Genomic DNA, 14151 nt, shown 5'->3' on the forward strand with positions numbered 1-14151 from the left:
ACATGATAGCCGGATTCGATGCAAAGCTGGTGGCGTCGGCCGATACGCCGCTGACCATCGGAAACGTGCCCTCCGGCATGGAAGCCCTGCTGCTCGCCGATATGGCGCGGGCGGGAACATCGGTGGCTTACGTGATGTCGGACGGCCAGCGGGTCGCCGATCTCGAACAGATTCTTGGTTTTGTCGCGCCGGATATTCCGGTGTTGACGCTGCCGGCCTGGGATTGTCTGCCTTATGATCGCGTGTCACCGAGTGCTGACACCTCGGCGCGCCGGCTCGCGGCACTTGCCGGCCTCATCAATCACGCCAAGAAACCGCATCCGGCCATCGTTCTCGTCACCGTCAACGCCATGCTGCAGAAGATGGCGCCGCGCGACGTTATCGAGAGCCTGGGCTTTTCGGCCAAGCCCGGCAACCAGATCCGCATGGAGGACATCGCCGCGCGGCTGGAGCGCAACGGTTTCGACCGGGTGGCGACGGTGCGTGAAGTGGGTGAATTCGCCGTGCGCGGCGGCATTCTCGATGTCTTCGTGCCGGGCACCGAAGAGCCGGTGCGGCTCGATTTCTTCGGCGATACGCTGGAAAGCATCCGCACCTTCGATCCGGCCAGCCAGCGCACCATCGCACAGGCGCGCTCGCTTGATCTCAATCCGATGAGCGAAGTGACGCTGACGCCGGATACGATCGGCCGGTTCCGAAAGAATTACCTGTCGCTATTCGGTGCGGCGACGCGCGACGATGCGCTTTATCAGGCCGTCTCCGAAGGTCGCCGTTATGCCGGCATGGAGCACTGGCTGCCTCTGTTTTACGAAGAGCTGGAAACCGCCTTCGATTATCTCAGCGGTTTCCGTATCGTCACCGACCATACGGCGCGGGAGGCGGCGAAGGAACGCTCCAAGCTGGTCCTCGATTATTACGACGCGCGGCGGGCTTCCGGCGAGACCAAGGGCTCGACGCAGGGCGCGCCTTACAAGCCGGTATCGCCTGGGCAAATCTATCTCGACGGCAAGAGCTTCGAGGCGGCGCTTGCAAGCGTCAATGCGGTGCGGCTGACGCCCTTCAACGAACACGATAGCGAAGGTCGCCCGGTCGCGACGCTTGATGCCCATGTTGGTCCGCGCTGGGCACGTCCACCGACGGAAGGCGACAGCGAAGAGCGGGTCAATGTTTTCGATCTGGCGGTAAAGCACATTGCCGAGCGCCGGGCCAAGGGCTGGAAGGTTTTGATCACCGGCTGGTCGGAAGGTTCGCTCGACCGGCTGTTGCAGGTCTTGAACGAACACGGGCTTGAAAAGATCAAGCCGGTGACATCGCTGAAAGAGGTGGAGAAACTCGGCAAGGGTGAGGCGGCTTCGGCGGTGCTGAGCCTCGAAGCCGGGTTTGAGACCGGAACGCTCGCAATCATCGGCGAGCAGGATATTCTTGGCGACCGCATGGTGCGCCGTTCCAAGCGCCGCAAGCGCGGCGCGGATTTCATCGCGGAAGTGGCGGGGCTGGACGAAGGCTCGCTCGTGGTTCACGCCGAACACGGCATCGGTCGCTTCGTCGGTTTGCAGACCATCGAGGCAGCGGGCGCGCCGCGCGCCTGTCTGGAACTGCATTATGCCGACGACGCCAAGCTGTTCTTACCGGTCGAAAACATCGATCTTCTCTCGCGTTATGGTTCTGATGCCGCGGAAGCCACACTCGACAAGCTCGGTGGCGGCGCATGGCAGATGCGCAAGGCCAAGCTCAAGAAGCGCCTGCTCGATATGGCCGACGAGCTTATCCGCATTGCAGCCGCGCGTCTGGTGCGCCACGCGCCGGCGCTTATCGCACCGGACGGGCTTTACGACGAGTTTGCCGCCCGTTTCCCCTATGACGAGACCGAGGACCAGCTGAACGCCATCGACGCTGTTCGCGACGATCTCGGTGCCGGGCGGCCGATGGATCGCCTGATCTGCGGCGATGTCGGTTTCGGCAAGACCGAAGTGGCCTTGCGCGCCGCCTTCCTTGCCGCCATGAATGGCGTTCAGGTGGCGGTGGTGGTGCCGACCACGCTTCTGGCGCGACAGCATTTCCGTACCTTTTCCGAACGGTTTCGCGGTCTGCCGATCCGGGTGCAGCAGGCCTCGCGCCTTGTGGGTTCGAAGGAGCTTGCGCTCACCAAGAAAGAAGTGGCTGATGGAAAGACCGACATTGTCGTCGGCACCCATGCGCTGCTCGGTGCGGGCATCAGCTTCGCCAATCTCGGCCTGCTGATCATCGATGAGGAGCAGCATTTCGGTGTGAAGCACAAGGAGCGGCTGAAGGAGCTGAAAAGCGACGTGCATGTGCTGACGCTGTCGGCGACGCCCATTCCGCGCACCTTGCAGCTGGCCATGACCGGCGTGCGCGAGCTGTCGCTCATCACCACGCCGCCGGTGGACCGCATGGCGGTTCGCACCTTCATTTCGCCCTTCGATCCGCTGGTAATCCGTGAAACGCTGATGCGCGAGCATTATCGCGGTGGCCAGAGCTTCTATGTCTGCCCGCGCCTTGCCGATCTCGCTGACATCCATGCATTCCTGCAGTCGGATGTGCCGGAACTGAAAGTGGCGGTGGCGCATGGCCAGATGGCGGCGGGTGAACTCGAAGACATCATGAACGCCTTCTATGACGGCAAATACGATGTGCTGCTTTCGACCACCATCGTCGAATCCGGCCTCGACGTGCCGACCGCCAATACGCTGATCGTGCACCGTGCCGACATGTTCGGTCTCGCCCAGCTTTACCAGCTGCGTGGCCGTGTCGGTCGTTCCAAGGTCCGCGCCTTCGCGCTGTTCACCCTGCCGGTCAACAAGGTGTTGACGACGATGGCGGAGCGGCGGCTGAAAGTGCTGCAATCGCTCGACACACTCGGCGCCGGTTTCCAGCTTGCCAGCCACGATCTCGATATTCGCGGCGCGGGCAATCTGCTTGGCGAAGAACAGTCCGGCCACATCAAGGAAGTCGGTTTCGAGCTTTACCAGCAGATGCTGGAAGAGGCCGTGGCCGAAGTGAAGGGTGACGAAGAGGTGCGCGACAGCGGCTGGTCGCCGCAAATCTCGGTCGGCACCTCGGTGATGATCCCGGAAGACTACGTGCCGGATCTGCATCTGCGCATGGGTCTCTACCGCCGTCTCGGCGAGCTTGCGGATATAGGCGAGATCGACGGTTTCGGCGCAGAAATGATCGACCGTTTCGGCCCATTGCCGAAGGAAGTGCAGCATCTGCTCAAGATCGTCTACATCAAGTCGCTCTGCCGCACGGCCAATGTCGAGAAGGTGGATGCCGGGCCGAAAGGCGTGGTTGTGCAGTTCCGCAACAAGGAATTCCCCAATCCGGCAGCGCTTGTCGGTTACATCGGCAAGCAGGGCTCGATGGCGAAAATCCGCCCGGACCACAGCCTGTTCCTGAACCGCGATCTGCCGACGCCGGAAAAACGGCTGGCGGGTGCGGCGATGGTCATGACGCAATTGGCGGAGCTGGCTCGGTCGTAGATTTAAGCCTTGGGGGGCGGTGGGTGTGGCTTACCCCCTCTGCCCTGCCGGGCATCTCCCCCACAAGGAGGGAGATCGGCAAGACGCGATGTCACCACTTCATTCTCTAACGTTGATACAGGCAAAACCTTGCCGCATATCGATCTCCCCACCCGTCGGGGAGATGCCCGGCAGGGCAGAGGGAGGTAAACCACCCATCTTCGGCTCATTTCCATTAGCCAATCCCTCGAAACTCCACTCACTGCCTTCAGCGAAAATTACCGCGATGTAACGAGACGGACATATATCGGTAGTCTTCGCGGGCGTAATCTTTCCTTCATACCCGGTGCGGCGGATCGTAAAGCCGCCGGGTCTTGAAGGAGCAGGACGATGTGGACCAACATCAACAGGTTTGCCACCGCTGGTCTGGTTGCTTTGACAATTGCGGGCACCACAATTGCCACCACCAGTCAGGCGGAAGCGCGCAATAATTTCGGCCGCGGCCTTGCCGCCGGGATCGCAGGAACGATCATTGGCGGAGCGCTCATCGCCGGGGCAAGGCATCCCGGTTACGCTTATGGCCCCGCCTATTATGCACCGGCCTATGGTCCACCCGTCTACGCCGCGCCAGCTTATGGACCGCCTGTTGTTTACCAGCCGGTTTATCCTCGCTGCCACGTGGCCTGGCGACAGAACGCCTGGGGCGACATGTATCGGGTCAGGGTTTGTGATTGATCGAATGCCATGCCAGCGACGCAAACATGCGTCGCTGGTTCTCATGCATTTTCGACTTTAGCGCTCGTCTTCCGGCGTGATCCCGACGGCCACATTCTGGTCAGTCGCGGCGATGGAGGCGGGAAGCGGCACTTTTCGCTGCTTCTCGCGGATCAGCGTCAGCAGGCCGGAGCCGACGATCAGGGCGATGCCCATCAACATCCAGCCATCAATGCGGTCGCCGAAGATCAGGTAACCGAACAGGATGGCCCAGAGCATCTGGCTGTATTGCGTTGGGCCGATCATGGCGGCGGGCGCATATTGGGCAGCATACATGACAAGCACGTTGCCAAGCGCGCCGAGCAGGCCGTATCCCGCCAGCAGCAACCATTGTTCGCCGCCCGGCATGATGAAGGTCGGCACCATGGCGATGCCGCTAATGGTAAGACAGCCCAGTACGCCGGCCCCATACAGCGAGACGTTCTTTTCCGATGGGCCCATGGCGCGGAAGATGACGATGCTGAGTGCGCCGCTGAAGCCACCGATGATGGCGCCGATATGGCCGATGCCGAGTTCACGGAAACCCGGCCGCAGGATGACCAGCACCCCGAGGAAACCGATGATGACCGCAGACCAGCGGCGGATGCCCACCTGTTCCTTCAAAAACACCACCGACATGATGGTGACGAAAGAAGGAAGAAGGAAGATCAGCGCGAAGGCTTCGGCCATGGAAAGATGGGTGAAAGCGGTGACGCTGCCGACGGCACCCGTACCGGCGGCAAAAAATCGGATGATCCATAAAGGCCGGTTGGTCGTCTTCACCACATCCACCCAGCGATCATTGCGCTTGCGGATGAATGGCAGGGCGATGAGGCCGAACAGGGCGCCGAAGAAGGCCGATTCGATCGGCGAAATCTGGCCTTCTATGAGTTTAACGCTCGCGTCGCTCCAGGCGTAGGCAGCGAAGGCGGCAAAGGCAAGCAGAATGCCTTTCAGGGTCTGGTCGGACACGGGAAAACACCAACAGTTTATCGATTACGGCAAGCTGCCGGTGTTCGACCGTCAGTTCATCGACTTATGCTCGTCCGCCTTGATTTTTGCAATATCCCGCAGTGCAGCAATCAATACATCAGGCGTTTGTGCACCGCTGATGGCGTATTTCTGGTCAACGATAAAGAACGGTACGCCGGAAACACCCATTTGCTGCGCCGCGTCAATTTCGGCAATCACCGTGTCCTTGTCTGCATCCGACGCCAGAAGCCGTGTTACCACCTTGGCGTCCATGCCCGCCTTTTCGGCGATATCGGTCAGCACGGCGTGATCGCCGATATTGCGGCCTTCCTCGAAATTCGCCTTGAACAAAGCGGTGACGATCCTCTCCTGAACGTCACGGCCTTCAGCATGGGCCCAGAGCGACAGGCGATGTGCGTCGAGCGTGTTCGGGCCAATCTTGATTGCATCGAAATCGTAGTGGATGCCGACCTGTTTGCCGAGTTCAACCAGCGAGGCATGGGCCTGCTCGAGACGCTCCTTGCCGAGCTTTTCCTCAAGCGCGGCCTTCTGGTCAACGCCTTCAGGCGGGTAATCCGGGTTGAGCCGGTAAGGTCGCCAGTTCACGTCGACGCTGATTTCGTCCTGCACCTCGGCAATGGCAAGATCGAGCCTTGCCTTGCCCAGATAGCACCAGGGGCAGACCATATCCGATACGACGTCGATAACGATGCGTTCCATGGCTTCATCTTCCGTTGTCTTGGACCGGGAAGGGGGCGGGTTATTGCGCCCGCGCATCCCACCAGGTCTGTTTCTGATTGCCTGATATCGGGGTCATATCCGGGCGGTCGATATATTTCCAGCGCGCTATCCATTGTGCGCCGATGTAGTAGAGCGGAATGACATAGTGTCCGGCGACGAGAAGACGATCATAACCACGCACTGCCGCCTGAAAATCCTCCGTGGATCGGGCCTGCAACAGGGCCTCGATCATGCGGTCGATGTCGGGGCTGGCCGCACCCGCATAGTTGAAGCTGCCCAGCGCATCCCGCGACAATGAACTCCAGCGATTGAGCTGCTCGGCGCCGGGCGAGAGGGATGAGGGCAGGGACCGGATGATCATGTCGTAATCGAAGCTGTTGGAGCGTGCCTGATATTGGCCATCGTCAACGGAGCGGATGCCCATGGCGACGCCGATCAGGTTCAGCGAACGTTGATAGGCAAGCGCTATGCGTTCCTGCGCCGGGTTCTGCGTCATGATTTCGAATGCGAGCTGGCGGCCATTGGCATCGGACATCCTGCCGTTCTTGATGCTGTATCCGGCCTCTTTCAGCTTATCGACGGCGAGCTTCAGGACCTTGCGGTCCGCGCCGGTCCCGTCGGTGGTGGGCATGGCATAGGTTCCCGCCAGAAGTTCCGGCGGCATGCTCTTGGCCGCATCGCCAAGCAGCGCAAGTTCGCGCTCATCTGCGGCATTGCCATAGGCACCGAGCGCGGAGTTCTGCCAGTAGCTTTGCGTACGCTTGAAGGCGCCGCCGAGAATGTTCTTGTTCATCCACTCGAAATCGAGCGCATAGGACAGGCCCTCGCGCACCTTTTCGTCAGCAAAGACCGCGCGGCGGGTATTGAAGACAAGGCCGAACATGCCCGATGGCAGACGTGGCTGGAACACATCCTTGACGATATCGCCGCGATGAACGGCGGGGAAGTTGTAGGCCTGGCCCCAATGGGACGTATCGGAGGTGCCGTTGATGGCGTCGCCTTCGGGATAGATGTCGATATCGCCTTTCTTGAAGGCCTCGAACATGGTGGTGACCTGAAGGAAATAGGTGATGCTGATCTCGTCGTAATTCTCGAAGCCGACTTTGCTCGGGATATCCTTGCCCCAATAGTCCGGGTTTCGCTCCCAGATGATTCGTTCACCCGGCCGCAATGTCTTGATTCGGTATGGACCCGACCCGACAACAGCGCCGAGGCCCGCCTGCTCGAATTTTTCCGGATCGATCGCGTGTTTCGGCAAAATCGGGGTGGAAGAGGCGAGAATGAGCGGCGTTTCGCGGTTCGCCCTGTCGTTGAAGGTGAAGCGGACGCCGTGTTCGCCGATCTTTTCCAGCTTCGCCACGCCGTCGAGGCGGCTGTTGAACGGCGGACGGCCTTTTTCCTTCAGGAGATTGAATGTGAAGATAACATCGTCAGGCGTCACCGGCTCGCCATCCGACCACTTGGCCTTGGGATTGATGTTGAACTGGGTGAAGGTGCGTTCCTCGTCCCACTCCACGGTTTCCGCAAGCAGGCCGTAAAGGCTGAAAGGCTCGTCGCTCGAGCGCTGCATCAGCGGCTCGTAGAGGAGATTGCCGAATTCAGGGTCCCAGACGCCGCGCGCCGTGGTGCGCATTCCCTTGAGAACAAAGGGGTTGAGGCTGTCGAAGGTGCCGACGACACCGTATGATATGCGACCACCTTTTTTCACGTCCGGATTGACATAAGGGAAGTGCCGGAAGTCGGCGGGAAGTTCCGGCGTGCCGTGCATGGAAATGCCGTGAAGCGGCTGCGCTACGGCAATTTCCGGAGAAAGCAGGGCCGTTCCCCAAAGAAACAATGCGGGGATGAGGGCCGCAAGCTTGCGCATGTCACTATCCTGTCTCAACTGTCGGTCCGTTTTGTCGTCGTGGTCGGTTATCGTCATGATTGGTTTTTTGTTATGATTCTGGCGAATATGTAGCACAAGCCCATGGCTGGACCCATGCGAGGGCGGGAAATCTTGGGTTGCCTCAAGAAAAAGTTAAAGAAGTGCTGGATATCGCCGCGAACGGCATGTAACAGGGTGGCCGGAAGAGACGGGTCACGCATTTGCCTCATTTAAACGACAGTTGAACGGGCAGAAGGATACCGCCATCGGCGAGCAGGACCCGCGGTTCTGTTCTGGCAGACATTCAGGAGACGGAACTCTTATGATGCAAAAGGCAAACACATTCACCCGGACAGCTCTGTCCGCTCTCGTTCTTTCCCTGGGCGCGGTTTCCGCTCCGGCCATCTCGCAGGCACAGGATGCTCCCGCCAATCAGGGCGCTGGCGCTCCGCCGCTCGGCTGGTTCAAGACCTGCTCCAAGCAGGAAGACAACGATGTCTGCGTCGTGCAGAACGTGGTTCTTGCCCAGAACGGCCAGATGATCACTGCCGTCGGCCTCATCACTGTCGAGGGCAAGGTCAACCGCAAGCTGCTCCAGGTTTCCGTTCCGACCGCGCGTCTCATTCCCCCGGGTGTGATGATGCAGATCGACGGTGGCAAGGGTCAGAAGCTCGATTACGCTGTTTGCCTTCCCGACAAGTGCACGGCCGAAGTTCCGCTGACGGACGCCATGATTGCGTCGCTGAAGAAGGGCAACGAGATCGTCTTCACCTCGATAAACTTCCGCCGCGCGCCGAACCCCATCAAGATCGCGCTTACCGGCTTTACCGGCGCTTATGACGGTGCGGCTATCACCCAGTCGCAGCTCGCAGAAAGCCAGCGCAGCCTTCAGGAAGGCATGCAGAAAAAGGCCGAAGAGGCTCGCAAGAAGCTGGAAGCTGCTCAGGACGCCGCAAAGGGCGCGCCGAAGCCCTGATCTCTTTACGAGAACACGAAGAAACCGGCCTGTTTTCAGGCCGGTTTTTTTATGCGCGGTTTTGATCCGACGTGTCTTCAGTAAAAGCGCACAGCGCCCTTATGACTGTTGTCAAATCGGGCGTGCGCTAATGCGCCAGCGACATCTTCGGCCGCCACTCGCCGTTGGGCGCCTTGTCGAACATCCGCTCGATATTGCGGTTGCGGAGCGGCGCCTCGTTTTCATCGTGGACGAGGTTCTGTTCGGAAACGTAAGCGACATATTCCGTCTCATCGTTTTCCGCCAGAAGATGGTAGAAGGGCTGGTCGCGCTCCGGGCGAATATCGGCGGGGATGGCGTTCCACCACTCTTCCGTATTGGCATATTCCGGATCCACGTCAATCACCACACCGCGGAACGGAAACACCTTGTGGCGCACGATCTCGCCAAGCGTAAATTTTGCGTCTCTTTGTTTCATGGTATGAACTTCCTTTCCCACTAATAGTTGGGTGCGGAATGGGAAATATCAAGGGCTAGCGGTATCCGGCCCTTTTTCCCGTGATGCTCTTAAGCGACCCTGCGGCCGATCGGTGCGGTGGCGATGACGACGCCGCCGGTAACCAGCACGATGCCGATGGCGTGATATGTTTCAAACGTTTCACCAAGGAAAAGCGTGGCCATGACAATCGAGACGGGTGGCATCATGTAAAGCGTGATGCCTGCCGTGGCGGGGCCGAAAACGCGGACCGTATGGGTGAAGCAATAAAAGGCAAGCAGTGAGGCGAACAGGATGATGCCGCCGATCTTGGCCCAGGCGATGGCCGTGGCCGGCAGCAAGCCACCATGCGCCAGTTCGACCGCTGCCGGCGGGAGCAGGACCAGCGCGCCGGAGAAGGCGATGAGGCCGAAAAGGCTGAACGAGGCCATCTGCCGCGCCGCGGGATCGCGCAATAGTAGCGAATAGACCGCAAACGCAATCGCTGCCGTCAGAATGGCAAAATCGCCAATGTTGAATTTCATCTGCCAGAGAGCGGACATATCGCCCTTGAGCACGATTGCCGCCACGCCCGCAAAAGCGATGATCATGCCCGCCACTTCGAGCCTGCGGATCGGGCGGCCCTGAAAGATGCGCTGGAACAGGATGATGAATAGCGACGAAGTCGTATAGATCAACGTACCGTTGGCAGCCGTCGTCATTGTGAGGCCCCAATAGACTACGCCACCGCAGACGCCCATGCCGAGAATGCCAAGAACGAGCCAGAGCAGCGTTTTCTGGCGCACGAAGGCGAGGCAGTTCCGCCAGTCGGCGATCATGAACGGAGCGATGATGAGGCTCGATCCGATCCAGCGAATGAAGGCGGCAATGAAGGGCGAGACCTCTCCGATGACGCCGCGGCCGAAAATGATGTTGCTGGAGAAAAAGAACGGTACCGCCAGAAAGATGAGCCAGTCCGTGAGGCGCGTTTGCTGAGAGGCTGGCTTGATCGACATTGTTCGCGACATGGCTGGGCATCAAAAGAAAACGGCGGCTTTCCAGGGGAAAACCGCCGAGCGGGAAGGGACGCCTCAAAAGGCGTCCCAAATGCCGGTCAGGCAGAGTAGTACATGTCGAATTCGACCGGATGCGGGGTCATTTCGAAGCGCATGACTTCCTGCATTTTCAGCTCGATGAACGAGTCGATCTGGTCGTCGTCGAACACGCCGCCGGCGGTGAGGAACTTGCGATCCTTGTCGAGGCTTTCCAGCGCTTCGCGCAGCGAGCCGCAGACGGTCGGGATCTTTTTCAGTTCCTTGGCAGGAAGGTCGTAAAGGTCCTTGTCCATTGGCTTGCCGGGATGGATCTTGTTCTTGATGCCGTCGAGGCCGGCCATCAGCATGGCTGCAAAACCGAGATAGGGGTTCTGGGTCGGGTCCGGGAAGCGGACTTCGACGCGCTTTGCCTTCGGGTTGGAGCCGAAGGGAATGCGGCACGATGCGGAGCGGTTGCGGGCGGAATAGGCCAGCAGAACCGGAGCTTCATAACCCGGCACCAGACGCTTGTAGGAGTTGGTGGTGGGGTTGGTAAAGGCGTTGATGGCCTTGGCATGCTTGATGATGCCGCCGATGTAGTACAGGCAGTTTTCAGACAGGCCGGCATATTCGTCGCCAGCAAAGGTCGGCTTGCCGCCCTTCCAGATCGACTGGTGCACGTGCATGCCCGAGCCGTTGTCGCCGAAGATCGGCTTCGGCATGAAGGTTGCCGTCTTGCCATAGGCATTGGCGACCTGGTGCACGACGTACTTGTAGATCTGCATCTTGTCGGCGCTGGATACCATGGTGTCGAACTTCACGCCCAGCTCGTGCTGCGCGGAGGCGACTTCGTGGTGGTGCTTTTCGACGACGACGCCCATTTCAGCGAGAACCGTCAGCATTTCGGAACGCATGTCCTGCAGGCTGTCGATCGGCGGAACCGGGAAGTAACCGCCCTTGACGCGTGGACGGTGGCCAAGGTTGCCGGTTTCGTAATCCGTGTCGTCGTTGGACGGCAGTTCCGACGAGTCCAGCTTGAAGCCGGTGTTGTAAGGGTCTGCCTTGTACTTCACGTCGTCGAAGACGAAGAATTCTGGCTCGGGGCCAACGAAGATGGTGTCGCCGATACCGGAGGCCTTGAGGTAGGCTTCGGCCTTCTTGGCGGTGCCGCGCGGGTCGCGGTTATAGGCTTCGCCGGAAACCGGGTCGAGAATGTCGCAAAGGATGACGAGGGTCGACTGGGCGAAGAACGGATCGGTATGGGCAGTTGCCGGATCGGGCATCAGCACCATGTCGGATTCGTTGATGGCCTTCCAGCCGGCGATCGAGGAGCCGTCGAACATGACGCCATCGGCGAACATGTCTTCGTCTACGCAGACAACATCCATGGTGACATGCTGCAGCTTGCCCTTGGGGTCGGTAAAGCGCAGGTCCACGAACTTGATGTCGTTATCCTTGATCTGCTTCAAGATATCGTTTGCGGTCGTCATTTAAACGTTTTCCTTGAGTGTGGTGGTGACGAGGTGAAAAACCTGAGCCTCCCCGGCTCAGGACCTGGTTCCGATTATATGGCGTCCACGCCTGTTTCACCGGTACGGATTCGGATGACTTCCTCGACGTTGGAAACGAAAATCTTTCCGTCGCCGATACGTCCGGTCTGTGCCGCATTGCGGATAGCCTCAATGACGGCTTCCGCATTTTCGTCCGCCAGTACGACTTCGACTTTCACTTTCGGCAAAAAGTCCACAACGTACTCTGCTCCGCGGTAGAGTTCCGTGTGGCCCTTCTGACGACCAAAGCCTTTTGCTTCCGTGACCGTGATTCCCTGAAGTCCGACTTCCTGAAGGGCTTCCTTCACTTCATCGAGCTTGAAAGGCTTAATGATCGCTTCGATCTTTTTCATGAGAAAATATCTCTCCGCTTCTCCCGTTAAAGCAGGTTATTCCCGCTCTGCCACAAGAATGCACGTATTGTGCCAGATCGGAAGCGGGCTTGAAGAAAAAACTTCGCTTGCCCGGCTTTCTGGCACAAAATGCATTCGCTTTTTGTGGTTTTCCAGCCAATTTCTCGCCAAAACCCGAAAAATCCGTCATCAATTCTGTCGGTTTTCCTTATTTTAGTTATGTTGAATATTTCGGGATGCACTGACGGCGTTTTGTTGATTTGTTTATATTTTATGCATTTGATTATTATTTCGCCGCAGCCATTTGCTTATTTTTGTATCGATTGCCTTTCCGGCGTTTTGAAGGGATGATCGCTCCATGAAATCCCTATTGAATCTCTCTCTTATCGACCCTGCTGTGATGGCCCGCATCGATGCGGCCTCAGGCCAATCCGGTATTCCCCTATACGATCTTATGGAGCGGGCAGGGCAGGCGGTCGCTGCTTCGGCCCTTCGCTACTATCCGGACGTGCTGCGTTTCGTCGTGCTCTGCGGAGGCGGCAATAATGGCGGTGATGGTTACGTTGCGGCACGCTCGCTTGTGCAAAGCGGGGCGACAGTTGCGGTTCATCATCTTGGCCACGTTACGGCCATGAAAGGCGATGCCCGCACGGCTTTCGAGGGCAGCGGCGTCACAGCCCTGCCGCTTGGCGACTATGTGCCCATGGCTGGAGACGTGGTGATTGACGCGGTGTTCGGTGCCGGATTGTCCCGCGAGATTCCGTCGGAGCTTCGGCGCGTGATCGATGCGGTGACGCAGGCAGCCGTGCCGGTTCTCGCCGTCGATCTGCCGTCTGGTCTTTGCGGCAGGAGGGGCGTGCCTCTGGGCGCATCGTTCAAGGCGGAGCGGACCGTAACCTTCATGGCGCGAAAACCCGGCCATCTGTTGATGCCGGGGCGGGAACTGTGCGGGACGCTTGAGGTGTTCGATATCGGTATCCCCTCTCGTATTCTCGCCGCTCATGCGGGATCGGTTGCGGAAAACGATCCACTTGTCTGGCGCGACGCCTTGCCCCCCTCCGAAATGGAAACGCATAAATTCCGCCGTGGGCATCTGACCGTCTTTTCCGGACCGCCACATGCGACGGGAGCAAGCCGCATGACGGCAATCGCGGCGCTGAAGGCGGGGGCGGGCATCGTCACCATCGCCGCGCCGAAGCAGGCGCTCGACGTGCTTTCGGTGACATTGACGGCGGTGATGAGCTCCGGTCTGGATGATGCGGACGATCTGCGCCACTGGCTGGACGACAAACGCCACGGCGCTTTCGTCCTCGGTCCCGGTTTCGGCGATCTCGAAAAGGCGCGGCAATTCGTGTCCCTGCTCGGGGACAAGGTGGTGGTGCTGGATGCCGACGCGATCACCGCTTTCAAGGACTGCCCGGAAACCCTCTTCGACCGGGTGATTTCAGGCGCGGGGAAATTCGTATTGACGCCGCATGAGGGCGAGTTTGCTCGGCTCTTTCCCGATCTCGCCGCTGACACGTCACTGAGCAAGATCGAGAAGGCGCAGACCGCATCGGCGCGCAGCGGCGCAGTGCTGGTCTACAAGGGTGCGGATACGGTCATCGCCGCGCCGGACGGCCGCGCGCTGGTCAATACCAATGCGCCGTCGAGCCTTGCGACGGCGGGGTCAGGCGATGTGCTGGCTGGCATCATCGGCGCATTGCTTGCCAAGGGAACGCCTGCCTTTGAGGCCGCCGCTGCCGGTGTCTGGCTGCATGGCGTGGCGGGCAGCAGGGCGGGTGCAGGTATGACGGCAGAAGATCTCGCCCACGCGGTGCGGCCTTTTGCGTGACCTTGAGTTGGTGTCCACGCCGTCACCGGACTTGATCGCAGGAGATACCTTTCGCTGCGCAGACGCGTCGTGGCTGTATGCAGGATCTAGTCCGGCATGACGGGGGGAGGTTTTCATCCCTGAGGCGAGGGCTTTTTC

12 protein-coding genes are annotated in these 14151 nt (G+C 59.5%); 5 read left to right on the forward strand and 7 right to left on the reverse strand.

Annotated features, from left to right (window positions below; genetic code table 11):
* The first annotated feature begins 2 nt into the window (after positions 1-2).
* A complete protein-coding gene (gene mfd / locus AC5SEO_RS19980; RefSeq protein WP_003515737.1) occupies positions 3-3500 on the forward strand; it encodes a transcription-repair coupling factor in 3498 nt (1165 codons plus the stop codon).
* A gap of 369 nt (positions 3501-3869) precedes the next feature.
* Positions 3870-4214 (forward strand): hypothetical protein, encoded by a 345-nt coding sequence (locus AC5SEO_RS19985; RefSeq protein WP_013636325.1) that lies wholly within the window; start codon positions 3870-3872, stop codon positions 4212-4214.
* 57 nt (positions 4215-4271) lie between these two features.
* Here AC5SEO_RS19985 and AC5SEO_RS19990 read toward each other — a convergent pair whose 3' ends face one another.
* The 3 genes from AC5SEO_RS19990 to AC5SEO_RS20000 are packed head-to-tail and all read right to left on the reverse strand — an operon-like array spanning position 4272 to position 7812.
* Entirely contained in the window at positions 4272-5204 is a 933-nt protein-coding gene (locus AC5SEO_RS19990; protein WP_003515734.1) for a DMT family transporter, read from the reverse strand.
* Positions 5205-5255: 51 nt separating this feature from the next.
* The gene (locus tag AC5SEO_RS19995) at positions 5256-5924 is read right to left on the reverse strand and encodes a DsbA family oxidoreductase (RefSeq protein ID WP_003515731.1); all 669 of its coding nucleotides are present in this window, start codon (positions 5922-5924) and stop codon (positions 5256-5258) included.
* 40 nt (positions 5925-5964) lie between these two features.
* Positions 5965-7812: an extracellular solute-binding protein gene (locus AC5SEO_RS20000; RefSeq protein WP_112497448.1), complete on the reverse strand. Its 1848-nt coding sequence runs from the start codon at positions 7810-7812 to the stop codon at positions 5965-5967.
* A gap of 322 nt (positions 7813-8134) precedes the next feature.
* Here AC5SEO_RS20000 and AC5SEO_RS20005 point away from each other — a divergent pair, with 322 nt between their 5' ends.
* Positions 8135-8788: an invasion associated locus B family protein gene (locus tag AC5SEO_RS20005; protein WP_013636323.1), complete on the forward strand. Its 654-nt coding sequence runs from the start codon at positions 8135-8137 to the stop codon at positions 8786-8788.
* A 127-nt stretch (positions 8789-8915) separates the two neighbouring features.
* On the opposite strand, the gene hspQ is transcribed toward AC5SEO_RS20005, so the two are convergent.
* From hspQ to AC5SEO_RS20025, 4 genes are all read right to left on the reverse strand, one after another.
* A complete protein-coding gene (gene hspQ, locus AC5SEO_RS20010) occupies positions 8916-9245 on the reverse strand; it encodes a heat shock protein HspQ (protein ID WP_003515726.1) in 330 nt (109 codons plus the stop codon).
* 89 nt (positions 9246-9334) lie between these two features.
* Positions 9335-10258, reverse strand: coding sequence for a DMT family transporter (locus AC5SEO_RS20015; protein WP_075807527.1), 924 nt, complete (start codon positions 10256-10258; stop codon positions 9335-9337).
* A gap of 98 nt (positions 10259-10356) precedes the next feature.
* Complete coding sequence (gene glnA / locus AC5SEO_RS20020; RefSeq protein ID WP_003515722.1) at positions 10357-11766, reverse strand: type I glutamate--ammonia ligase; 1410 nt, start codon at positions 11764-11766, stop codon at positions 10357-10359.
* A gap of 74 nt (positions 11767-11840) precedes the next feature.
* A complete protein-coding gene (locus AC5SEO_RS20025; RefSeq protein ID WP_003515720.1) occupies positions 11841-12179 on the reverse strand; it encodes a P-II family nitrogen regulator in 339 nt (112 codons plus the stop codon).
* Positions 12180-12268: 89 nt separating this feature from the next.
* Between AC5SEO_RS20025 and AC5SEO_RS20030 the strand changes: the two genes are divergently transcribed.
* Together AC5SEO_RS20030 and AC5SEO_RS20035 are read left to right on the forward strand one after the other, a co-directional pair.
* Positions 12269-12424 (forward strand): hypothetical protein, encoded by a 156-nt coding sequence (locus tag AC5SEO_RS20030; protein ID WP_003515718.1) that lies wholly within the window; start codon positions 12269-12271, stop codon positions 12422-12424.
* Between the two features lie 113 nt (positions 12425-12537).
* The gene (locus AC5SEO_RS20035; protein ID WP_174068403.1) at positions 12538-14013 is read left to right on the forward strand and encodes an NAD(P)H-hydrate dehydratase; all 1476 of its coding nucleotides are present in this window, start codon (positions 12538-12540) and stop codon (positions 14011-14013) included.
* Positions 14014-14151: the final 138 nt, after the last annotated feature.

It is taken from the genome of Agrobacterium sp. K11 (genome assembly GCF_059429395.1).

What these genes read in the sequence shown, in the direction of transcription:
- AC5SEO_RS20015 (WP_075807527.1), bottom strand. Translation starts at nt 10,258, where the DNA reads ATGTCGATCAAGCCAGCCTCTCAGCAAACGCGCCTCACGGACTGGCTC.
- AC5SEO_RS19995 (WP_003515731.1), bottom strand. Translation starts at nt 5,924, where the DNA reads ATGGAACGCATCGTTATCGACGTCGTATCGGATATGGTCTGCCCCTGG.
- hspQ (WP_003515726.1), bottom strand. Translation starts at nt 9,245, where the DNA reads ATGAAACAAAGAGACGCAAAATTTACGCTTGGCGAGATCGTGCGCCAC.
- AC5SEO_RS20025 (WP_003515720.1), bottom strand. Translation starts at nt 12,179, where the DNA reads ATGAAAAAGATCGAAGCGATCATTAAGCCTTTCAAGCTCGATGAAGTG.
- AC5SEO_RS19985 (WP_013636325.1), top strand. Translation starts at nt 3,870, where the DNA reads ATGTGGACCAACATCAACAGGTTTGCCACCGCTGGTCTGGTTGCTTTG.
- mfd (WP_003515737.1), top strand. Translation starts at nt 3, where the DNA reads ATGATAGCCGGATTCGATGCAAAGCTGGTGGCGTCGGCCGATACGCCG.
- AC5SEO_RS20000 (WP_112497448.1), bottom strand. Translation starts at nt 7,812, where the DNA reads ATGCGCAAGCTTGCGGCCCTCATCCCCGCATTGTTTCTTTGGGGAACG.
- AC5SEO_RS20035 (WP_174068403.1), top strand. Translation starts at nt 12,538, where the DNA reads ATGAAATCCCTATTGAATCTCTCTCTTATCGACCCTGCTGTGATGGCC.
- glnA (WP_003515722.1), bottom strand. Translation starts at nt 11,766, where the DNA reads ATGACGACCGCAAACGATATCTTGAAGCAGATCAAGGATAACGACATC.
- AC5SEO_RS20005 (WP_013636323.1), top strand. Translation starts at nt 8,135, where the DNA reads ATGATGCAAAAGGCAAACACATTCACCCGGACAGCTCTGTCCGCTCTC.